This window comes from Halopseudomonas sabulinigri, from assembly GCF_900105255.1.
Lineage (GTDB): Bacteria > Pseudomonadota > Gammaproteobacteria > Pseudomonadales > Pseudomonadaceae > Halopseudomonas > Halopseudomonas sabulinigri.
Window position 1 is genome coordinate 3,870,141 of record NZ_LT629763.1, and the last position, 22,351, is coordinate 3,892,491.

15 protein-coding genes and 1 tRNA gene are annotated in these 22,351 nt (G+C 54.1%); 10 read left to right on the plus strand and 6 right to left on the minus strand.

The features are described from left to right. Window positions 1-42 precede the first annotated feature (42 nt). From dapA to BLU26_RS17785, 7 genes are all read left to right on the plus strand, one after another. Window positions 43-918, plus strand: coding sequence for a 4-hydroxy-tetrahydrodipicolinate synthase (gene dapA / locus BLU26_RS17750; RefSeq protein ID WP_092288169.1), 876 nt, complete (start codon window positions 43-45; stop codon window positions 916-918). Between the two features lie 34 nt (window positions 919-952). Beyond that, the gene (gene bamC, locus BLU26_RS17755; protein WP_092288170.1) at window positions 953-2,116 is read left to right on the plus strand and encodes an outer membrane protein assembly factor BamC; all 1,164 of its coding nucleotides are present in this window, start codon (window positions 953-955) and stop codon (window positions 2,114-2,116) included. Then, window positions 2,088-2,900 carry an MBL fold metallo-hydrolase gene (locus tag BLU26_RS17760; RefSeq protein ID WP_092288171.1) on the plus strand — a complete coding sequence of 271 codons (813 nt, stop codon included), beginning with the start codon at window positions 2,088-2,090 and terminating at the stop codon, window positions 2,898-2,900. Before bamC ends, BLU26_RS17760 begins: the two co-directional genes overlap by 29 nt. Continuing rightward, window positions 2,884-3,597, plus strand: coding sequence for a phosphoribosylaminoimidazolesuccinocarboxamide synthase (gene purC, locus BLU26_RS17765; RefSeq protein ID WP_092288172.1), 714 nt, complete (start codon window positions 2,884-2,886; stop codon window positions 3,595-3,597). The genes BLU26_RS17760 and purC overlap by 17 nt, the downstream gene beginning before the upstream one ends. A 55-nt stretch (window positions 3,598-3,652) precedes the next feature. Next, window positions 3,653-3,742, plus strand: a tRNA-Ser gene (locus BLU26_RS17770). Window positions 3,743-4,390: 648 nt separating this feature from the next. Continuing rightward, window positions 4,391-9,301 carry a DEAD/DEAH box helicase gene (locus BLU26_RS17780; protein WP_092288174.1) on the plus strand — a complete coding sequence of 1,637 codons (4,911 nt, stop codon included), beginning with the start codon at window positions 4,391-4,393 and terminating at the stop codon, window positions 9,299-9,301. Between the two features lie 34 nt (window positions 9,302-9,335). Next, on the plus strand, window positions 9,336-10,451 hold the full coding sequence (locus tag BLU26_RS17785) for a hypothetical protein (RefSeq protein WP_092288175.1): 1,116 nt from the start codon (window positions 9,336-9,338) through the stop codon (window positions 10,449-10,451). Between the two features lie 149 nt (window positions 10,452-10,600). On the opposite strand, the gene BLU26_RS17790 is transcribed toward BLU26_RS17785, so the two are convergent. Next, window positions 10,601-12,454 (minus strand): hypothetical protein, encoded by a 1,854-nt coding sequence (locus tag BLU26_RS17790; RefSeq protein ID WP_092288176.1) that lies wholly within the window; start codon window positions 12,452-12,454, stop codon window positions 10,601-10,603. Between the two features lie 153 nt (window positions 12,455-12,607). On the opposite strand from BLU26_RS17790, the gene BLU26_RS17795 reads away from it, so the two are divergent. Continuing rightward, window positions 12,608-14,665, plus strand: a complete 2,058-nt coding sequence (locus BLU26_RS17795; RefSeq protein WP_092288177.1) for a DUF262 domain-containing protein — start codon at window positions 12,608-12,610, stop codon at window positions 14,663-14,665. Between the two features lie 22 nt (window positions 14,666-14,687). Continuing rightward, window positions 14,688-15,134, plus strand: a complete 447-nt coding sequence (locus BLU26_RS17800) for a hypothetical protein (RefSeq protein ID WP_092288178.1) — start codon at window positions 14,688-14,690, stop codon at window positions 15,132-15,134. A gap of 154 nt (window positions 15,135-15,288) precedes the next feature. Here the strand turns inward: BLU26_RS17800 and BLU26_RS18810 are convergent, their stop codons facing one another. From BLU26_RS18810 to BLU26_RS17820, 4 genes are all read right to left on the minus strand, one after another. Further along, window positions 15,289-15,882, minus strand: coding sequence for a hypothetical protein (locus tag BLU26_RS18810; RefSeq protein ID WP_172830670.1), 594 nt, complete (start codon window positions 15,880-15,882; stop codon window positions 15,289-15,291). Continuing rightward, the gene (locus tag BLU26_RS18635) at window positions 15,882-16,721 is read right to left on the minus strand and encodes a hypothetical protein (protein WP_157719399.1); all 840 of its coding nucleotides are present in this window, start codon (window positions 16,719-16,721) and stop codon (window positions 15,882-15,884) included. Before BLU26_RS18635 ends, BLU26_RS18810 begins: the two co-directional genes overlap by 1 nt. Window positions 16,722-17,600: 879 nt before the next feature. Then, complete coding sequence (locus tag BLU26_RS17815; RefSeq protein ID WP_092288180.1) at window positions 17,601-18,128, minus strand: hypothetical protein; 528 nt, start codon at window positions 18,126-18,128, stop codon at window positions 17,601-17,603. A gap of 88 nt (window positions 18,129-18,216) precedes the next feature. Then, the gene (locus BLU26_RS17820; protein ID WP_231701975.1) at window positions 18,217-19,515 is read right to left on the minus strand and encodes a tyrosine-type recombinase/integrase; all 1,299 of its coding nucleotides are present in this window, start codon (window positions 19,513-19,515) and stop codon (window positions 18,217-18,219) included. An 866-nt stretch (window positions 19,516-20,381) separates the two neighbouring features. On the opposite strand from BLU26_RS17820, the gene BLU26_RS17825 reads away from it, so the two are divergent. Next, complete coding sequence (locus BLU26_RS17825) at window positions 20,382-21,422, plus strand: MBL fold metallo-hydrolase (protein WP_407920358.1); 1,041 nt, start codon at window positions 20,382-20,384, stop codon at window positions 21,420-21,422. Between the two features lie 21 nt (window positions 21,423-21,443). On the opposite strand, the gene BLU26_RS17830 is transcribed toward BLU26_RS17825, so the two are convergent. Next, window positions 21,444-22,343, minus strand: coding sequence for a DMT family transporter (locus BLU26_RS17830; protein WP_197674506.1), 900 nt, complete (start codon window positions 22,341-22,343; stop codon window positions 21,444-21,446). Window positions 22,344-22,351: the final 8 nt, after the last annotated feature.

Here is a 22,351-nt window from a genome sequence, read left to right on the forward strand (position 1 = left end):
GAAAGTACCATTGTCGTTTAATGTTTCAAGTGGAGCAGTTGCATGATTTCAGGCAGCCTGGTGGCGCTGGTAACACCGATGGATTCTCGTGGCGGCCTGGATTGGCAGGCTCTTGAGCGCCTGATTGATTTTCACCTGGAGAATGGCACCGATGGCATCGTTGCCGTGGGTACTTCGGGTGAGTCGGCCACCCTCGACATGGCCGAGCACAAGGAAGCGATCCGCCGTGTGGTTCAGCAGGTTGCCGGGCGTATTCCCGTTATCGCGGGTACCGGCGCCAACTCCACGCGCGAAGCGGTCGAGCTGACTGAGTCTGCCCGTAGTGTCGGTGCTGACGCTGCGCTGCTGGTAACGCCTTACTACAACAAGCCGACCCAGGAAGGCCTGTATCTGCACCACAAATACATCGCCGAAACCGTCGCTATTCCACAGATCCTGTATAACGTCCCGGGTCGTACTGCTTGCGACATGTTGCCCGAGACGGTAGAGCGCCTGGCCGACATCGGCAATATTGTCGGCATCAAGGAAGCCACCGGTGATCTGCAGCGCGCTGCGGAGATCATCGAGCGCGTGGGCGATCGCATGGCGGTGTACTCCGGTGACGACGCCACCGCTGCCGAGCTGATTCTGCTTGGCGGTAAAGGCAATATTTCGGTCACTGCCAACGTTGCGCCGCGTGCCATGCACGAACTCTGCGCGGCCGCGCTGCGTGGTGACCAGGATGCGGCACGTAGCATGAACGAAGCGCTGATGCCGCTGCATAAAACATTGTTTATCGAGTCCAATCCCATTCCGGTGAAGTGGGCACTGCAGGAAATGGGGTTGATCGCTGACGGTATTCGTTTGCCGCTGACCCCCCTGAGCCCCCGTTGTCACGACACCGTGCACGAAGCCCTGCGTCAGTGCGGGCTGCTGTGATCAAACCGGAAATCTGTTTACCAAGGAAACGTTTATGAAGCCTGTGCTTAGCGCACTGACTCTGGGTGTACTGACCAGCCTCAGCGGCTGTGGTTATCTGATCGGTGATGAAGGTTATTTCCGCGACCGTGGCAGTGACTATCAGGATGCACGCGTTGAGCCACGCATGACGGTTCCAAATGATCTGCAGAGCAAGCCCATAGGCGACCTGCTGCCGGTACCCGGCCAGATTTCTGCCGCCCCGGTTTCTGAAGACGGTTTTGAAACGCCGCGGCCACAGCCGCTGCTGGCTAGCGCTGATACTTCGGCGTTCTCGGTACAGCAAGATGGCAGCCGTCGCTGGTTGCTGGCGCAGTTGCCCGCATCCGAGGTCTGGCCGCTGCTGGAGCGCTTCTGGGCTGACTATCAGGTACCTCTGGCAGAAAGCGACCGTGCATTGAGTGAGTTTGAGACCCAATGGGTCGACTTCTCCAAGGCTGCGAGCAGCCCGCTGGTGCGCCGCGTGCTGCCGACCCTGGAGGAAGGGCGCAGCATCGAAGGCCAGGAACAGCGCTTCCGGGTTCGCCTGGAGCCCGGTGTGAACGCCGGCTCCAGTGAAGTGCGCGTATTGCATCAGAGCCGTCGGGTAGGTGACGACGACAGCGAGTGGCCCAGCCGTTCCAGTAGCACAGGCTTTGAGCGCGGCGTGCTGGCCGAGCTGGAAACCTACCTCAATCAAAGTATTGCCAATGGCGACAGTGGGCAGACCCAAAGCCTGGCTAACAGCGGCCCGACGCAAACCAGCATCGAGAAAGACGGCGCCGGTAATGACGTGCTGTACATGAGCACCGATTTCAACCGTGCCTGGGTGGAAGTAGGTGATGCGCTGTCACGCGGCGATGTCCTGGTGACCGACTTCAACCGCAGCGCCGGCGTTTATTATGTCGACCTTGATCAGACGCGCAGCGAGAAAGAGGAGCCTGGCTTCTTCTCTGGCTGGTTTGGCGGTGATGATGACGAGGAAGAGAACAAGGTTGCCGGCGAGAATCAGATTCAGGTTCGCCTGACGCCGGTCTCCAATCGTGTCGAAGTGAGTGTTGAAGCGGGCATAGACAAGGCTGCAAACGCCGCGGTGGTCAGTGACCTGCTGAACAAGATTCAGAGCAATCTGAACGAGGGGCCAGAAGGCGGTGCGATACTGCTCCCTCGGCAGCGGTAGTAAGGGTAACGGCACCCTTATCGAGCAGGGCCAGACGCGCCTGCTGGTAGATTGCGGCTTCAGTCTGCGTTCTACCGAGCAGCGTCTGCGTCAGGCGGGGCTGAAGGGCGAGCAGCTGACGGCGATTCTGGTCACCCATGAGCATTCAGATCATATCCAGGGCGTGGCCAAGCTCGCCCGGCGCTATGAGTTGCCGGTTTACCTGACCCCGGGGACCGGTTATGCATTGCGCGAAGAAGGCTTGGACCTGCGTTGGCTTGACCTGAATACCCGGGTAGTCATCGATGAGCTGGAGGTCAGTCCGATCGCGGTACCACACGATGCCCGCGAACCCTGCCAGTTCATTTTCGACAACGCGCAACAGCGGTTGGGCGTGTTGACCGATACCGGCACCATTACTCCCTGGATCATCGAGCAATACGCCAGACTGGATGCACTCTTTCTGGAAGCGAACTATGATCCGCACATGTTGGCTTACGGCCCTTACCCAGGCTTTTTGAAAGCCCGCGTAGGCGGGAACCTCGGCCACTTGAGTAACCAGCAGGCCGCAGGTCTGTTGAACATGATTGATCTGGAGCAGTTGCAACACATCGCCATTGCCCATATCAGCGAAAAGAACAACCGACCGGAACTGGCCCGCCACGCTTTGACAGAGGCGTTGGCCAACTGGACCGGTGAGCTGCTGCTGGCAGAACAGAATCAGGGCTTGCCCTGGCAGACTATTTCGGGATTGTCCCATCACCATTGCGCGCAAGCGGGAGCCGATAATGGAAAAACGTACTGAACTTTATCGCGGCAAGGCCAAATCGGTTTACACCACAGACGATCCGGATCGCCTGATACTGCTGTTTCGCAACGACACCTCAGCTTTCGATGGCAAGAAAATCGAACAGCTCGAGCGTAAGGGGATGGTGAACAACCGTTTCAATGCTTTCATCATGCAGAAACTGCAGGATGCTGGCATTCCTACCCAGTTTGATACCCTGCTGTCGGATACCGAATGCCTGGTCAAGAAGCTCGACATGATCCCGGTCGAGTGCGTGGTACGCAATTACGCCGCCGGCAGCCTGGTCAAGCGCCTCGGCGTAGAGGAGGGCATGGCCCTCACACCGCCTACGTTCGAGCTGTTCCTGAAGGACGACGCCAAGGGCGACCCCTTCATCAACCAGTCCCACGTTGTCACCTTTGGCTGGGCCACGGCCGAGCAGTTGACACGTATGCAGACCCTTACTCTGCAGGTCAATGACGTGCTGAAGAGCTTGTTCGACGCGGCCGGGCTGATGTTGGTCGACTTCAAGCTGGAGTTTGGTCTGTTCAAGGGCGAAATTGTACTGGGCGACGAATTCAGTCCCGACGGCTGCCGCCTCTGGGACAAGGAAACTCGCAAGAAAATGGACAAGGACCGCTTCCGTCAGGGATTGGGCGGCGTGATCGAGGCCTACGAAGAAGTCGCCAACCGCCTTGGCGTCGAACTCCCCTAAAAGCGCCGGCAGCTTCCGCAAAACAGGCGAAAGCTGCTACCATGCGCACCGACTTGGAGAGTTGCCAGAGTGGTCGAATGGGACGGATTCGAAATCCGTTGAACAGGCAACTGTTCCCAGGGTTCGAATCCCTGACTCTCCGCCATTTATTTATATAAAGCCCTGATTTTTCAGGGCTTTTTTGTATTTATTTTTTGTGGTAGACACTTCGGTAGACATTTGCGACCCGTTTCGTGATCGGGTAGCTAGTGCCGTGGGTTGATTTCGTTCGAATAACTAGAGATCGTCGTTTCTAAAAAACGGTATTTGGTGCCCTTCGTTTTGATAGCCGTACTTTTTGAAAAAAGGATCGAGTGGCTGATCTACGCTTGCCTCAGTATTTTTTAAGCGCGTCTTTGCTCTGAGGGGCGGCACTAATGAATCGATAGGTTCCGAATGAACATCAATTGTCGTAATGTCTTTGGCTAGGATTTATGGCATGGATGAAAGGATGCTGGATGTTATGGACGATCAGATCGTGGCAATAGTAAAGAGTGCCTGTAAGTCGGCGCGGTTGCGGGCGTTCACCTCTGCGAGCCCGGTTTCCTCCACGCACCTTGGTAGGAAGAGGGGCCAGTGGATCGCTATATCAACTGCTCTAAATAAAGCATTCCTCCCGATGTCGGCCGCTACTAACCTTGCGTTTTCTCCCAGGCTTTAGGGAGTAGCTAGAGTGCCTCGCCTGACTCCGACGATAGATTTACCTATTTCTCTACACACTCCGTATCCAGCTTCAGTATAAGGAAGTAACCGCATGTCAGCCCTCGCAGCAATTCTTGAACGTTACCGGGTAGCCTCCGTCACCGAACGCGAGAAAGGCACATACTTTGAGGAACTGATTTGTGCCTACCTGCGTAATGAGGCGACTTACCGCGATCTGTACGATCAAGTGTGGACCTACTCTGACTGGGCCAAGGAGCAGGGTATTGATGGGCGTGACACCGGCATCGACCTGGTAGCCAAGACGCAAGGCACCGGCGAGTTTCATGCGATCCAGTGCAAGCTTTACGCTGAGGACTACCGCGTACAGAAGAAAGATATTGATAGCTTCTTCACCGCATCCGGTAAATCCCCGTTCTCTCATAGGATTATCGTTACTACCACCAATAACTGGAGTGAGCACGCAGAGGATGCGCTTCAGGGGCAGCAACCACCTGTCAGCAAGATTGACCTGCAAGCCTTGGAAGACAGCCAGATCGACTGGGCAAAATACCAAGCCAGTCAGGCTGTGGTGCTTAGAGCCAAGAAACAATTGCGGGAGCACCAACAAACGGCATTGAATGCGGTATCGGCAGGGCTCCAGACTACAGATCGTGGCAAGCTGATTATGGCTTGTGGCACCGGCAAAACCTTCACTAGCTTGAAAATAGCTGAACACTTGGCAGGCAAGGGTAAGCGCGTGCTGTTTCTGGTGCCAAGCCTGTCGCTTTTATCCCAGACCCTCACCGAGTGGACCCAAGAGAGCGACACGCCGCTTCACAGCTTCGCCGTCTGCTCCGATAGCGACGTAGGCAAAAAACGCAAGGCTGAAGACGACGCGGTACAAGTTTTCACCCACGAGCTACGTTACCCGGCCACCACCAAGGCTGATCGTCTCGCAGCAGAAATGCTCAAGCGCTCTGATGCTGAGCACATGAGCGTGGTTTACTCCACCTATCACTCAATCGACGTCATCAGCCGAGCCCAGCACGAGCACGGCCTGGCTGCGTTTGATTTGGTTATCTGCGATGAAGCCCACCGTACCACTGGCGCCACCTTTGGTGACGATGACGAAAGTGCTTTCGTGCGGGTTCACGACGCTGACTATATCCGCGCCAGCAAGCGCCTGTACATGACGGCCACCCCGCGCATCTACGGCGATAGTGCGAAGATCAAAGCCGAGCAGGGAGAAGTGACCCTGTGCTCTATGGATGATGAAACGCTCTTCGGTAAAGAGCTGTTCGTCATCAACTTCTCCGAGGCGGTTCAACGCGGGCTGTTGACTGACTACAAAGTGTTGGTGCTTACCGTCGAAGAGAGCGTTATCAGTCGCCGTCTTCAAGATCTGCTGAAAGACGAGGATAACCAGCTCAAGGTGGACGATGCTGCCAAGATCGTCGGCTGCTGGAAAGCATTGGCCAAACAGGGCTTGTCCGAGCACTTGCTAGGTGATGACCAGCCAATGAAGCGCGCGGTGGCCTTTTGTCAGGTCATTTCGCCCAGCTATAAGGGCACAAAACACAAGGTCAGCTCCGTCAACATCGCTAACACGTTCAAGTCGGTGGTGGATGCCTATCAAGAGGCCGAAGAAATCGATGAGGCCGACCGGTTGATCTGTGAAGCCGAGCACGTCGATGGCGGCATGAATGCCAGCCAGAAAGAGGTCAAACTCAATTGGCTCAAAGAGGAACCGCCAGCCAATACCTGTCGCATCCTCAGTAATGTGCGTTGCTTGTCTGAGGGCGTAGACGTGCCAGCCCTAGACGCTGTGCTATTTCTCACGCCACGCAACTCACAAGTAGACGTCGTGCAGTCGGTAGGGCGTGTCATGCGTAATGCGCCAGGCAAAAAGCGCGGTTACGTCGTGCTGCCGGTGGTGATTCCCGCCGGAATGCAGGCGCACGAAGCGCTTAACGACAACAAAACCTATAAGGTCGTTTGGCAAGTACTTCAGGCGTTGCGCTCTCACGACGACAGCTTCGATGCGATGGTCAATAAGCTCGACCTGATTGGTTCTGACCCGCGTAAAATGGAAGTGATTGCCATCACCGATAAGGTAGATAGAAAGGCAAAGAGCAGCGGCACCAAGAATACGCAGGCTGGCAAAGGCCAATACGGCATTGGTGAGAAGCGCCCTAAATTTGAAGTAGAAGGGCAGATGACCCAGCAGGGCGATCTCACCTATGAGGTGGGCGAAATAGAACGCGCTATTTACGCCAAGATCGTCGATAAATGCGGTAACCGTCATCACTGGGAAGACTGGGCCAACGACATCGCCAAGATCGCTCGAACTCACATCGACCGCATTCAGGGCATACTGGAAAATCCCGAGTACATCAGCGAGAAGGCAACCTTTGAAGCCTTTGCTGCAGAACTACGCGATGACCTCAATGACAGCATCACCGATGGAGAAATCGTCGAGATGCTGGCTCAGCACTTGGTGACCAAGCCAGTGTTTGATGCGCTGTTCGACGAGTACAGCTTCGCCAGCCACAACCCCATGTCCAAAGCCATGCAGAGCGTGTTAGACGCACTGAATGAGCACCAGCTAGCCAAAGAAGCGGATACCCTGGAGAAGTTCTATCAGAGCGTCCGTCAGCGTGCGTCTGGCATCGACAGCGCTCAGGGCAAGCAGAAAATCATCGTCGAGCTATACGACAAGTTCTTCCGCAACGCCTTCCCGCGCATGACGGAACGCTTGGGTATCGTCTACACCCCGGTTGAGGTGGTGGACTTCATCCTCCACAGCGTGAATCACCTGTTGCAAAAGGAGTTTGGCCAGACACTGGGCAGCAAAGGCGTCCACATCATCGATCCCTTCACTGGCACGGGTACGTTTATCACTCGGCTGATCCAGTCGGGGCTGATTAAGCCGGAAGAGCTACCGCACAAGTACCGCAACGAGATCCACGCCAACGAGCTGGTGCTGCTGGCCTACTACATTGCCGCCATCAATATTGAAGCCGCCTATCACGGGCAAGTGATCGACGAGTACACACCCTTTGAAGGTATCTGTCTGACCGATACTTTCCAGATGTATGAAAAGGATGACTTGGTTGACGAACTGCTGGAAGACAACAGCGCTCGACGTAAACGTCAAAAAGAGCTGGATATTCGGGTGATTGTCGGAAATCCGCCGTACTCAATCGGCCAGAGAAGTGAGAACGATAATAACGATAATGTGGAGTACCCCGGGCTAGATGCTCATATTCGAACCACCTATGCTGCACGCTCTAATGCAAGCCTTACAAAAGGATTATATGACAGCTATATCCGAGCTATTCGCTGGGGCAGTGACCGTATTGGAGAGGCGGGAGTCATCGGGTTTGTCACTAACGGGGGCTTTCTAGAGAAAACAGCCATGGATGGTCTTCGAAAATGCCTAGTCGATGAATTTTCCAGCATCTATGTATTTAACTTGCGCGGCGACATACGCAAAAACATGCTAAGCAAAGGAAAAGCCAAAGAGGGCGGAAATATCTTTGGCGGTGGCAGCATGGCAGGCATTGCTATTTCAATTCTGATGAAAAATCCTAGTGCTGCTGCTCATGGTCAGATCTATTATCACGATGTTGGTGATGACCTTAGTGAGGACGAAAAGTTGGAACGGATTGCCAGCTTCGCTAGCGTTGCCGGCATTGGGCAGTGGCGGCAGATTACTCCGGATGAGCATGGCGATTGGCTTAAACAGCGTGACAATAGCTTTGCCGACAACATCGTTTTGGGTGATAAGAAAGGCGACTCCCCAAAGTTGTTTGACAACTTCTCGCTTGGTGTAGTTACAAATCGCGATGCTTGGACCTATAACGCCGGTAAACACAAGCTGCGTGCGAATATGATTAGTATGATTGGCTTTTATAATACAGAGGTAGAGCGCTTTAATGTGGCGCACCTAGGGCTCGATACCAAGGCGCGTCTATTAAGAGTGAATGAGTTTATCGATGCAGACCCGAGACGTATCAGTTGGACTCATAACGTCAAACATGATCTTGTCAGGAATAACGTATATACCTTTGATGATAAATGTATCCTTTCTGGTCTATACCGACCGTTCACGAAGAGATGGCTATATTACAACCGTCGTTTAAACGAGAGGGTCTATCAGATGCCTCGAATTTTCCCGGAATCGGGTGCGGAAAATTTAATGATCCAAGTTGCGGGGGTTGGGGCGCGGGCTGGCTTTTCGGTACTTATTGCAGACAGTATCACGGGCCTGGATACCATCGAAAAAGGTCAGTGTTTTCCCCGCTACCTCTACGATGAAGTAGCTCAGTCTTCAAAAAACGATCTTTTTACTGAACCAGCTGAAGGAGGCCTACGTCGGCGCGATGCTATCACTGACGCGGGCCTAGCCCACTTCTTGGAGTGCTACCCCGGCCAGCAGATCAGCAAAGAAGACGTGTTCTACTACGTCTACGGCATCCTTCATTCGCCGGACTATCGCGAGCGCTTTGCCGACAACCTGAGCAAGGAGCTGCCGCGCATCCCTGCGGTGAAGCAGGCGGCTGATTTTTGGGCCTTCAGCAAGGCTGGCCGCGCCCTGGCTGAGTTGCACCTGAACTACGAAACTGTCGAGCTTTACCCGCTGACCATTGAGGCCAAGGGCAAGTTGACCGACGCAGATTACCGCGTCGAGAAAATGAAGTTCGCCAAGAAAAAAGACCCGGAAACCGGGAAAAGCGTGAATGACCGCAGCACCGTAATCTACAACGGCAAGATCACGCTGAAAGACATCCCTGAGGCTGCGTGGGACTACGTGGTCAACGGCAAGGCTGCGCTGGATTGGGTGATGGAGCGCCAGGCGGTCCGCACCGACAAAGCCAGCGGCATCGTCAACGATGCCAACGACTGGGCCATCGAAACCATGGGTAATCCCAAATACCCACTGGAGCTGTTCCAGCGCGTAGTCACCGTGAGTCTCGAAACCCAGAAAATCGTCAACAACCTACCGCCTTTGGATATTTGAGGCGTATGCAAGCCGCTTAGCGCATGGAGGCGCAATGAGTAATTCTGCAATTCCTCTGGGGGAGCGTGACGGCCATATGTTCCGGGCATACGAGGTCGAGAATGGCCTTCGCTGTGGCTGCGTCTGCCCGGCGTGTCGTGGGGCTCTGGTTGCTGCTAATCAGGGCGAGAAACGCTTTCCTTATTTTCGTCATGCTGAGTTGGAAGCGTGCTCATCGGGCCGGGCTGAGGGAGTTAGACGGGCGGCTGTGCAGGTGCTCGCTTGCCATAAGCAGTTGCTCCTTCCTCAGTTTAACGGCTTGGCTGAGTTGAAAGCGCCGGGCGATAGGCTGCTGACAAAACCGGTTGAATTCGCACCAGCCCATGTCGCTCTGGATGAAGTGCAACGCTTTGTCGATCTGGGAGACGAGTTGAGGGCGCATGCGTTGGTCTCCTGCCGAGGGCGTCAGTTGGTGGTGCGTATCAAGGTCTCTGCTCGGCAGCAGCATGAGCGCACACGGCGTATTAAAAAGATGCCGTTATCCAGTATGGAGATCGATCTTCATCAGCTCACCGATGAGCAGATAAACGATCAAGACTATTTCACCCGGGCGGTGCTAGGCGACGCGGCCAATCGGAGCTGGATTCGTTCGTTACGTGGTGAGTTGATGGCAGAGCGAGCGCTGGCCGAGCTGCAATTAGAGCTTCAGCAACTGGAGCGCCAGTGGGCTTTGGCTGAGGTACAGCGCATAGAGCAAGAAGCAGCGCTGGAACAGCAACGTGCGCTTGAGCACGCTCATAGAGCTGAAGCGTTGGCTGCGCACCGTTTATTGCAACAAGAACTAAGGCAACAGCAAGAATCAATCCCCCAGGCGGACTGCGGGAACTGGAATACCCCTCAACAGCGCAGAGAGCTGATCGCAGCCACTATGCTAATGGCCGCGCGTGAGTGGTCTGGGCACGGTGTGGAGTGCGGCGTCTGCCATTTAATCAACGCGCCGGGCTCGGTGTTTTGCCTTTACTGCGATGGTGAAGATCGCCGTATGCGAGAGGTGCATTATCCCGCTGATTTAGCTGAAACGCTTGATGCGCGTATGAGATGCTCGAATTATCCAGAGCAGTCAGTAAAGGCAGTGCCAAGCCTGGTGGTCATCCCTGAAGTGGTGACGTAGCGCTGTGTTGTAGAAAAAACGTCCTCAATTTTCCCGGTTTGAATCGGCCCCGGTTTAGTTGACGCTTCCAGACCTCAAAAGCAAAATTTCGTAACGTCTGATTTTGAACGATAGCTGTCCGCCACAAGGGAGTCTATCGACCAAATCGATCAACCGAATAAGTACGCAGTCAGCACAGTAGCAGCGCTCGCAACGCCTGTTCCTTTGAATACGTTGGCAGATGCATCTGGGAAGCTGCGTTCGCCGCGGAGCATCTCCATAAGCTCTTGGGTAGAAGCAATACCTGCCGCCAACAGTGCGGCATCACCGGCACGATCACCAAAAGAATTGTCAGCCATGGCTGACATATCCAGCTCGACCTGTGCTTGCAAAGTTTCGTTATCATGTCCACTGGTACCCACCCGAGGATCCATCTGTTGACCAGCCACCTCGTTGGTCGCTAATACCGAAATATCTGGGTATTTCTCTAAATGAAGTTCAATCTTAGCCGCATCCATAACAGCTTTTAGCTGGAACTCCTCCACGATCTCACCGGTATCTACGTTTCGGATCTGGACATCCGCGCCAGGGTTATTCGTGTCGCCGAACACCTCTGCCTGTGTATCTGTATGTGTTGCATTGTAATTATGCACATACAGCAGTTCATGATAGATGCCCTTTACGTTCGAACTGAGGCCTCTCAAGGCTTCTGGTGAGAAATCCCGTAGGTAATCTCCCAGTTCGTTTTCAGAAGCATCGGACAGTTGATGGTTTGATCTGCGTAACGCATCCAATACCAGCTGGCTTTCGAGGTCGCTCCCGACTGCGGTCTGGGTGAGTAGCGCGTAGAATACGCCGCCGATAACAAACTCGGCACGAGGAAAGCCTTTGAATGGATAGTCTTCGATAAAGCTCTCGAAACCACCAATCACCACGCGCCGAAAGTCAGTAATTACATGTTGGCGCAGGGCGACCGCGTGTTTGCCATCCAGGTTGGTACAGATCATATCCCGGTGGGATTGCAGCTCGTCCAACAATGGTCGAAGCACATTTTCCAGTAACTCCTCTGCTTGCCACTCTGTAAACTGCTCAGACGAACTCGTGAGATATTCGTCGATCATAGCCATTGTCAGCCAGCACGTTTGCACTATCCTTTGCTCCACTTCACTGAGCGACTCAAAAGAGCGTCTTTCTGAGCTCAACAACTTGTAAGCAGCGAGTCCGGCGACCAGGCCAATACCGCCAGTTAGCACCACTCCCGTGGCCATACCGCCGCCCAGTAGCCCGCCAACCCAAGCCAGTGTGGCATTGGTCGCTGCCGCTCCAGATAGAGATGCAATGGCGGTGCCTGTACCTGCGGTACCGTAGGTGGCTACTAACGCTATGAGCGAGCCCGATGCGACTGCGCCTGACACCTTGGCCAGCACCGCGTTACTAAACTGGCTCGCAAGCTTGTCGGAGTCACTGCTACTGATTTGCATTAAGCAGGCGGAGACTTTTGATAGCTCTTTTCGTGTGTTTACCAGAAGCTCTTGGGGGGCTTCTGCCGCGAAGTAAGGCTTAATCGTTTCGCGGGTGGCGCCATATTGCAGCTCCAGTTTTTTGAGTGCTTCTGCCATGGTTAAATCAGCGCCGCTTTTCTTTATAGTTCTCTTGGCTGGCTCAAGTAGCCTTTTCTGGGCTTGTTGCATGGCCTTATCAGTCAGCTCTTGCGCCCCAGTTTTTTTAGCTAAAGCCTTTCCTGAATTGGCCACATTACTGCTCGCAGTACCTATATAGCCTCCGGCCTTACCGACCTGATCCTTCAGCCCATATCGTTGATCAAGCGCGCGCAAATGCTCGGTTGCCCTCCCTCCGGCCTGTTTAGTTTTCTCTGTGATGCCATGGGTCTGATCGATCTTCTGCAGAACATCACCGGCAGCGCCACCAGCCTTACCCACCGCTTCTGATGCACGGTCTGCACCCGCAAGAATTTTTTTCTGCAGAGCACGCCCCCAGGATAGTTTCTTATCATCACTCTTCATGTTCATGTCGTCCTTTTCGAAAACAATTTAGGGGGAGGATCAATATCGAGAACGTCACCGTGCTAGATTAACTGTAAACCTCATCTGGCTTATGGTGCGAAAATTTGGGGCCGGTCGGTAAATAAAACCGGCTACCAGAGAAAAGGATTTCAAATGCAACCCAGTAAAACGACGGTTACCGGCCTGTTTAGCACGCCTCATCAGTACCAAATTCCTATTTTTCAGCGTGGGTACGTTTGGAGACTGGAAAAACAGGTAGGTCCTTTATGGACTGATATATACGAGCGGGCAATGGCTGTGATTGAGCAGCAGACGCTTATTGCCACTGGCGCTATCACTTCGCCAAAAACAATACAGAAGCACTTTCTTGGCTCCATCGTAATGACACCTGTACCGCATAGTTTTGGCAGCGTTCCAGCATTCGAAGTGATTGACGGTCAGCAGCGGTCCACTACTTTGCAGCTTCTTTTGCTCGCCTTTCGTCAAGCCTCCCGCGGTCTGGAGGGTAGCCTCATACCTCAGATGCTTGATGCGTTGATACGTAACCCTGGGCCCTATCAACGTCCAGAAGATCATTACAAAGTTTGGCCAACTCAGGCAGGGCAAGACGAGATAAAGCGGCTCAGCGACTCAGGGCTTTGTGTTCAGGATATTTATAAAGCTTACCCGGCGCGGGACGGTCGTAAGAAGCTTGAACGGCCCCTGATGGTGCAAACCTATTTGTACCTGTATCACGCCTGCCTTGCTTTCATGCGGGGTATCGATCTCTCTGATGCAATTACCCCGACGGTTGATACAACATTTGGTGACAGTCTTACTGCGGCCATTCGGCGCAACAACCTGGTTACGCCGCTTCAAGAGCATCTGGCGTTGGATGGTAGCCGCGCACAGGCTTTGTATATGGCGCTGGACGGTCACGTGCAAATCATGACGTTGACTTTGGAGACAGAAGACGATCCACAAGTCATTTTCGAAACCCTTAACGCGCGTGGGGAGCCTTTGCTGGCTTCAGATTTGGTGCGCAACTTCGTTTTCCTTGAGGCTGCGCGGCTAGGAAAAGACGTCCAACAATTGTATCAAAGGTACTGGAGCCCTTTTGACCTGGTGCTTACAGCGGGCCAAGGGGCTTCTGCCAATCTTTACTGGCGAGAAAAGGAGCGCCAAGGGCGTTTGACCTATCCTCGCATCGATCTATTTTTCTATAACTACACAATTCTACGCAGCCAGGAGATTATCCTCGCAAGTCATGTGTTCCAGTCCTTCAAGGCGTGGTGGCAGAAGCAGCCGCAAGATCTTGAAGCTGAGTTGGCACGTGTAGTGGAGTCCAGTGAGCATTTTCGCGAGCTTGTTTCTCCGCAAGGTACTGATTATTTGGCGGAGTTTGCCCGATTGATCAAGTCACTCGACGTAGGCACCATTACGCCAGTCTACCTTGCACTCCGAGAACGGCTGGACAAAAACGGATCAGAGTTGAGGCAGGCGCTGGGCGACCTTGCGTCATACCTCACCAGGCGTGCTGTTTGTGGCTTAACCACCAAAGGCTACAACCGCTTTTTCATGCGGGTGTTGCAAGAGATAGTGGGGGCGCCGATAGAGCCTCATATGGCGTTGCGCCGCGTGCTCCTTGCAGCCAGCGCGCCAAGCGAAGTTTGGCCGGATGACATCATGTTTACTGAACAGTGGTGCCGTCGTCCCGTCTACAAGGAGCTACGACCAGCTAAAACTTGTGGTGTGTTGCGGGCTTTGGAATATGCCGCGCGAGGAGTTATGCAGGGTAGTAATCATGTGCCACCGCAGACCAGCCTAACCGTCGAGCATGTGATACCGCAGAGTTGGCAAAAGCTGCCTGGATACCAGATTCCTGATATGACGGAAGAACAGTTGCAGCTTCGAGAGGTTATCGTCCATGGTTTCGGAAATCTGACCCTTTTGACTCAACCGCTGAACAGCTCGGTTAGCAATGGTTCCTTTGAAGACTCTATAGACGAGGATGGTAATCAGATATTGGGGAAGCGTTCAAAGCTAGGGCAAAGCGCATTATTGATGAATACGTATTTTCACCAAACCGGAATTTCTACGTGGGATGAGGCAGCTGTTGCTGCTCGCGCAAGGGCGCTGTGTCGTGCGGCTATTCTTGTGTGGCCAAGACCGTTTATTGGCGCAGCATTGCCGGCGAAGGTCGCTAGCGCGCTATCTGAGCAACTCGCGTAGGTTTCGGTTGAAAGGAGGCACGATGGGGGCATATCGCAGACTATCTCCATACCAGATTGCTAGGGATCTTGCAGAGAGTCTCCGTAAGCGACTGGTAGCCGCCTGTATCCGTGATCTGCAGGGTATGCAAGACGGAATGCTATTAGACGAAGACGGCTGTTTGCGCGATGCATGGGATGAAATCTGCGTTCAGCAGAGGGTAGGGGAGTCTTTTGGGTGGCGAGCGTATCTGGAAACTATTGATGCTTTAATTGAAAGCCGCCTTGAAGCGTTGCGTCCCTATGAACTTGATGCATTATGGTTGACCACGCCTGAAGGGGATGATTGGGACAGCGAGCTTGACGACGAGCGAGTGGACTATCCTGTATTCATTGCGGACGTTGTTATTTATCTCCGAGGGGAGGTGCTTGAGCAGGCCAACGACTGGAGTAACAAGCGCATCATGCGATACCTAGAGAATCGTTACTAGCAGAGCTTCTACCATTTTAATGCTTCATGCCTGGCCGTGGTTTTACAGAAACGTTCGACACCACTTCTGCTGTGCTCGCAGTGCCTTAGATATCTCCCTGAGCTGAGGGCGAACGCCACCTTTCCAAGCATTGCGAGATGCTTTGGCTTTGCCCTCATCGCTTTTTGGGCCGGTACTCCGTTCCCATGGGCGGGCTTGTTGAATCAGCGCTGCCTGTCGTGCCCGACGTTCGGGAGTCCATCCGTTTGCCATAATTTTTCTCCAACACTTCGTTTGGCGCGTTCTCTTTTTTTCTCGCGCGCGGATTGGCGTCTCCGTTGTTCACCTGTACTTGGTTTCCTATGTTTGCCTGGCGAACAAAGGCTACCTGTCTTGGTAACTTTATTTCCGCCAGAGTTTGTAGTGTGGCGCGAGCTTGACTTTGGGACTTTAGAGCAAGCCGCAGGTAACGCTCCATTACTTCAATTTGATTCGCTGTAAATGCTCGGCTACTCAGCTTTGCAAACAAGCCATCCAATGTATGCGCTTGAGCAATTAGCATGGCCTCCACGCGCGATAGATCGTCATTGTGGATGGCTTCGGTTTGTTGCTTCAGCTCGCTAACCATTGAATCGATCTGTACTGGGTTAACTCCTTGCCAGACGGTGAGCAATGATGCGCTGAGGCTGGCAGGGTCAAGAACCTTTTCAGCGAACCTCGGATTGGGCGATTCGCTGTTCCCAATTAAATTCTGTTGACCGTTTTTCACTAGTGTCTCCAGGTTTGTTTTCCGGCGTTAGCTGACGGCGCGCCCATTAATCGAGGTGCGTTGTCATATTCAGCCAGCCATTCATCACAGGTTTGTCCGTCGGGTGCGCTAACAGCGGATGCAAGGCTGTTCGTGTGACCGTCCCCCCTTGCTACCGTATTACCGTGGTTTAATGCACACGTAGTCGAATCTGGCTGTAAAGCCCGTGATTCATGGCTTTGAGGGGTTCCCTTGTCGGAAGCCCTTGTCGGGAGCGTGTCGGAAGATTGTCGGGTTTCTGTCGGCAAGCTGTCGGCAAATGCGCTACTAATCTCTGCCGCACTGATGGATAGAGGCAGCAGTGTGGCTGCTTCGATTCGTTCATCTTTGGAGGTACCGGTGAAGAGGATTTTGCTTAGGTTTCCCATGTAGTCATGAAAGTCGCTGAGGCGGCGTACCGGAAGCCCGGTGCTTGTCCAGAATTTATAGAAGCCACTCCCTTTGCCTACTCGGAAATGATTTTTCGGTAGCGGGGAGCCAGCTTTCTTCGTGGCAGTGTTTCGCTGGCGAGTGAGGTGAGCATTAAAAATTGAATACCTGCTTAGGGCTCCTTTTACTGAGATAAACCGCAGCGTTACCCCTTCAGCTTTTGGTCGGCCGTAGGCGCCGGTGCTGTATCCAATGTACTCAAATGCTTCCAAACCAGTTGTCTCAACTATCTCTCGAATTAAAAGAGTGCGATTGCTGGCCAGCCAGTCTTCGGGCACAGCGCGGCCGCTTGCAGGCTGTATCCGAAGGAGGCCTCGTTCAATCGCGACAGTGTCGCCGCGTGTTAGGAGCGCAGGCATGAGCTTTTGCATCTGATGGGCCCCTCATTCCACGCATTCATGAGACAGTGTGTAAAGAGCGATCACGCGCCCAACACCCAAAAGCTCACCGCCCCAAAGCCGGCCAATATCGCAATATGTGCTAGTGGATGTCGGTGAAGCCATGCGGCGGAATTTAAGAAAAATTGTTCAGTCACACGGTTGAGGCGCTTCAAGTGGTTTCGCATTAGGCAAGCGCTCCCGCCGAGCCAGGCGCTTCGCGCTGGAGCTTCTCCAATACCATACGCGCTAGCGCCCGTTCGCTCTTAGTTAGGCTGTAGCGAGTAACCCTGCATGGTTCCCCCCAGCGGTTGGGCACGCGTTCTGGCAACCGGATAAAGTTAAGCCCATATTGATTGGCTAGTGTCGCGATGGTGCTGTTAAGGCAGTGGTCTCCTAATGGTTCGGCTTCAAAGCGATTAAGGCTGGCGCCTGAGGCAAGGTGTGCGAGGATTCGAGTAATTTTGCTAGGACTCCGAGAAGTGGCAGCGACCTTTTCCTGACGGAACTCATATTCTGTAAGAGTCAATTGCTTCATTTGTCGTCCCCACCACTTAGCCATACTGCAATAGCGCTTGTATCGTGTAATACAATCTGTCCGCGCTTGATAGGTGTTGGGAAACCTGGCTGTTTGCTCCAGCGGTGTAAAGTCATAATGCTGACTTGAAAGTGCTCAGCAGTCTGCTTTGGGCGAGAAAGAATTGGGATTGTTGTTACGTTGGCAGTGGTAGCCATGAGCTGCGCCTCCTTGATGGCGGTAGTGAGCTATGGCTACGCATTCAATACGGGTTTTTATGCTACAAAAATATGGCTTACGCACCAGAAATGGGGTTTTCCGGTGCTAAGACATGAATAAATATTGCGATAAGACTATTATTTGGCTTTTTTTGGTCGCCCTGGTGCCCTCGCGTAATCTGGAGCTACAGGAGCTATCCAGTCTCGAATTGTCTCCCGTGACTCCGGCAGAAAGTTGACAAATCCATCATCAATCATCGCCGACCAGACTACTTCCACCATTTCTCGGATTCTAATTTTGTATTCAGTATCATTTCCCCATTCTTTTTGAGCTGTTGCTTGGGCAACTCCAACGATCAGATCGTGTGTTTCCTTTTTCGTTCTAGCGTCCTGCTGGCAGCTCTCCTTTGCATCTTGAATTTTTTTGGCTAAGTGAGCTGATAAGCAGTTAGATAAATTGAGAAAAGAGAGGGTTAGAGTGTCGATTCGCGGATGTATTTCAGGATGCGCGATATTTTTTATTGTGGCTATGTTATCGATAGCGTCTGCGAGAAATGAGTCGCATAGAGCTTTTAACTCGTCTTTTTCATCTATAGCCTGAATTTGCCATTTAATGCTCCGAAATTGTTCTTCTAATAATATTTTGTTTCTATTAGGTTCTTCCATTTTGCTCTCTCGGGTTTTTATTGGCACAAAAGGTTAGGGAAGTTGCGCGGGTTGTTTGTACGTCGGGGTGGCTTCGTCATCCTAAGTATCAAGCTTTCGCGTGCTGGATAGGCACGACGTTGTTAGCTGGTTTGCTTGTGCAATAGATCGCCCAGTCAGCCATTAAGGCGCGGCGCTTTTCGAATAAGTCACCTCGTCTATAGGCGGCTTCTACTGCGTTGCCAAGGCTATGGGCTAGCGCCTGCTCGCATACGTCTCTTGGATGCGGTGTGCATTCGCCAGCCCAGTCTCGAAATGTGGATCGGAAGCCGTGCATAGTTAGATCACCGCGTTTCATGCGGCGCAGGCCCATGAGCATGGCCATGTTGGAAAGTGGCCTACCTTGGCGGGCTCCGGCAAAAATATAGGGGTTGCCCTCAACTCGGAGTAGTGATTCCAGTAAGGTGATGACCGCTTTGGTCAGGGGCACTCGGTGCTCTTTGCGCGCCTTCATGCGGCTGGCAGGGATCGTCCACGTTTTGCTGCTGATGTCGATTTCATCCCACGTTGCATTTAGTACCTCGCTGGTGCGGCACGCTGTGAGGATGGTCATTTGCATAGCTTTAGCTGTGGTGTCTTCAGCAACAGCAAGCAGGGTCATGAACGCGGGCAATTCAGGGTAGGGTAGGGCGGTATGGTGTTTTACTGCCTGAACCTTTTCACGCCGTGGCAATAACTTGTCCAAGTGGCCGCGCCAGCGGGCGGGGTTCTCTCCGTCACGAAGTCCCTTTGCTTTTGCCGCATCGAGTACCAATTCAATGCGATTACGGACCCGGCTGGCGGTCTCAGGCTTGGTGGCCCAGAAGTCTTGCTTGTTGAGGACTTCCAGAACGTGGGCGGTCGAGATACTACTGGGCGACAACTTCCCTATCACTGGGCTGGCGTATGTCTTTAGCGTGTTCTCCCATTGCTGGGCGTGCTTTGCATTCTTCCAACCTACTCGATGAGCGGCAATGTAGTCGGCAGCCAGGTTGTCGAACGTGGCGTTGGCGGTTTCTTTTTTTCGTTGTAGCTCTTTTCGATGCTCAAGTGGGTCTATGCCCTTGCTTAGTTGCGAGCGTGGCTCTAAAGCAGCTATGCCCGCATCGGCCAGCGTTAATGGATCCTTGTTGGAAATACTTGCAATACCGGCCCTGCCTAATCCCATGCGGCGTGTCTTTCCGTCGATCTTGTAACGAAAAAACCAAGAGCCTATGCCCGGTGCAGACACCTTCAGGTATAAGCCATTGCCCGCCGCGTGTTGGCCTGGCTTACCTTCCTTTAATAGTGCAGAAATACCCCGGGCGGTATTGGCTTTTATCTTTTTGGAGGGCATTTGGTAGACACCTTGGTAGACACGTTTGGTCATGATAATAGGTGTTATCCGGTGATATATCAATCAGTGCCAAATCGTCACAAGCTCAGTAATTGAAGGCTTTCTGTGTCATATTGAAGGTTGTTTTTGGTTGCCATTGTGGTTCTCAGTTATTGGTATTATAAGGACTGACTCTCCGCCAATAAACAAAAAGGCCCCAGCGTAAGCTGGGGCCTTTTTGTTTATCAGGTGAGCTCTCGGTGAGAACCCTCGTTCGACCGAGCTTGCGCAGCAAGCGAAGGAACGCCAGAGCGTAGCGCCGGCGGCCCCGCCAGGGGTGAGGCGCAAAGCGCCGAATAATCCCTGACGGAGATTGCGCATGCATGGAGGCGAGCCGAGCGCTGGGGCTTTTTTGTTTATCAGGTGAGCTCTCGGTGAGAACCTTCGTTCGACCGAGCTTGCGCAGCAAGCGAAGGAACGCCAGAGCGCAGCGCCGGCGGGCGTATCGACGCACCGCCCGCAGGGGTGAGGCGCAAAGCGCCGAATAATCCCTGACTGAGTTTGTGCATGCATGGAGGCGAGCCGTGCGCTGGGGCCTTTTTGTTTATCAGGTGAGCTCTCACTCAACGGATCTACTTCGCAGCAGCGCCTTGGCGCTTAACCTTCCAGTAAATCAGCAGCAGCGCGTGACGTGTTGCTGAATTGGCAGGGTGGAAATCCGGCAACCTGACCCCATGTAAACAGGATGACAGGGCAGGCAATACCGCCAGGCGCTCACTCATGAGTTCCACACCCCCAAGCGAGGCATAGCCGCAATGAAGCAGGGTGACAGCAACGGCAGCAGTACTGATGACACAAAGGCGTCGCGCCGGTATGCCGACTGGCGCCCACTGCGCCTTATAAGCGTGCTGACATCGCTGGTGGCAACGGCGCGGGCAGCGCTCACCGGGGTGTTGCGGCCGGCGTTGCCGGTGTACCCGGAGTCCGCGCAGTTTCGGGGCGATCGCTTTCGTAACAAGACCTCACGCGCGCCCATGGGGTGGCGGCAAGGTGTAGCTGTGTGGCGAGATTTTATCTTCAACAAACCGGACGGCACGGTGCCTGATCGGGTCATTCCTGTTCAACCGCTGACCCGCGAAGACCTGCTGACCGCGCCGGATAACAGCGTCTGGCGGCTGGGGCATTCGAGTCTGGTGTTCAAGCTGAATGGCGAGTTCTGGCTCACCGATCCTGTGTTCAGTCAGCGGGCATCGCCGGTGCAGTGGGCTGGCCCCAAACGCTTTCATGCGCCGCCCATCTCGATCGAAGCGCTACCGCCAATCAAGGTGGTGGTGCTGTCGCACAACCACTATGACCACCTGGACCATGCCGCAATTTGTCAGCTGCAGCACAAGGTTGAGCAGTTCATCATGCCGCTGGGCGTCGGCGCAACGCTGGTGCGCTGGGGAGTGCCGCCGGGCAAGGTGCGCGAACTGGACTGGTGGGATGAGCTGAGTATTGCCGGCGTGCAGGCAACCGCAACCCCGGCACAGCATTTTTCCGGCCGAGGCCTCTCTGACGGTAATCGCACCTTGTGGTGCTCCTGGGTACTCAAGAGTGGCGATCTGACGGTTTTCTTCAGTGGCGACACCGGCTACTTTGATGGCTTTCACGAGATCGGTGAGCGCCATGGCCCGTTCGATATCGCGTTTCTGGAAACCGGCGCCTACAACCCGCGCTGGCAGTACGTGCACATGCTGCCGCAGCAGACCCTGCAGGCGTTTCTCGACCTCAAGGCGCGCTGGTTATATCCGATTCACAACGGCACCTTTGACCTCTCCATGCATACCTGGGATGACCCCTTTGAGCAGATCAGCCGCCTCGCTCAAGAGCACGCGGTGGCCTTGGCTACTCCGCAAATGGGCGAACCGCTCAATATGGCTGACCCCCACGCTGGCAGCGCTTGGTGGCGCGAGCGCTGATATCCAGTGCTGCACAGGCTTTCAGGTCTTGCGAATCAGGTAGATGCCCGCGATCACCAGGCCGGTACCACCGAGTTGAACCCAGGTCAGTGGCTCGGCCAGCAGTAACCAACTGAAGAAGATGGTCATCACCGGGCCGAGCATGCCCACCAGTACCGTCGGCCCTGCGCCAATGCGTTGAATCGCCGCAGACTGGAAGAAGATCGGCAGTACGGTCGAGAACAGCGCCATGCCCGCACAGTAGGCGTAGATCGGCAGCGGTTGAATCAGGTCACTGAGCGGGTTGCTGACCAGAAAATGCGCCTGCGCCGCGAGTATCGAGACGATCAGTGCCAGGATCGAGAAGCGGGCGGCGCCCAGCTTTGCGATTGAAACCTCGGCAAAGGCGGTGTAGCAGGCGTAGGACACCGCCGAGGCAAACACCAGGGCAGCGCCCACCCAGGGGGCGATACTGTCCTCTGCCAGCTGATGATCGCTGACGAATACCAGGCTGACGCCCGCATAGCAGAGTGCCAAGGCGCCGATCAGCCGTGGGCTGGCGGTTTTGCCGAGAAACAGTAGCCCGATGAGGATGGTGATAGTCGGGTAGGTAAACAGGATTACCCGCTCCAGCCCGGCGGAGATGTACTGCAGCCCGGCAAAGTCGAGAATCGAGGCGCCGTAGTAGCCGGTCAGGCCAAGAAATACCAGCAAGGCCCAATCCTTGATGCTAAGCGTAGGGCCGTTGCGCAGGTAGGCATAGCCGCTGAGCAGGAACATCGGCAATGAAAACAGCATGCGCAGCGAGAGCAGTGTGATCGCATCGACCGGGGCGCTGAGGTAGGCGAGTTTGACGAAGATCGCCTTGAAGGAGAAACCGAAGGCGGCGAGGACGGCAAGCAGAATGCCGAGCTGTCTGGGGCTAAGTGCGCTACGCATCATGGTGAGCT

Bases quoted from the DNA above. Each gene is read 5' to 3' on its own strand.
- purC (WP_092288172.1), top strand. From the start codon at position 2,884: ATGGAAAAACGTACTGAACTTTATCGCGGCAAGGCCAAATCGGTTTAC.
- BLU26_RS17830 (WP_197674506.1), bottom strand. From the start codon at position 22,343: ATGATGCGTAGCGCACTTAGCCCCAGACAGCTCGGCATTCTGCTTGCC.
- BLU26_RS17800 (WP_092288178.1), top strand. From the start codon at position 14,688: ATGGGGGCATATCGCAGACTATCTCCATACCAGATTGCTAGGGATCTT.
- BLU26_RS17815 (WP_092288180.1), bottom strand. From the start codon at position 18,128: ATGGAAGAACCTAATAGAAACAAAATATTATTAGAAGAACAATTTCGG.
- dapA (WP_092288169.1), top strand. From the start codon at position 43: ATGATTTCAGGCAGCCTGGTGGCGCTGGTAACACCGATGGATTCTCGT.
- BLU26_RS17790 (WP_092288176.1), bottom strand. From the start codon at position 12,454: ATGAAGAGTGATGATAAGAAACTATCCTGGGGGCGTGCTCTGCAGAAA.
- BLU26_RS18635 (WP_157719399.1), bottom strand. From the start codon at position 16,721: ATGCAAAAGCTCATGCCTGCGCTCCTAACACGCGGCGACACTGTCGCG.
- BLU26_RS17780 (WP_092288174.1), top strand. From the start codon at position 4,391: ATGTCAGCCCTCGCAGCAATTCTTGAACGTTACCGGGTAGCCTCCGTC.
- bamC (WP_092288170.1), top strand. From the start codon at position 953: ATGAAGCCTGTGCTTAGCGCACTGACTCTGGGTGTACTGACCAGCCTC.
- BLU26_RS17785 (WP_092288175.1), top strand. From the start codon at position 9,336: ATGAGTAATTCTGCAATTCCTCTGGGGGAGCGTGACGGCCATATGTTC.
- BLU26_RS17795 (WP_092288177.1), top strand. From the start codon at position 12,608: ATGCAACCCAGTAAAACGACGGTTACCGGCCTGTTTAGCACGCCTCAT.
- BLU26_RS17820 (WP_231701975.1), bottom strand. From the start codon at position 19,515: ATGACCAAACGTGTCTACCAAGGTGTCTACCAAATGCCCTCCAAAAAG.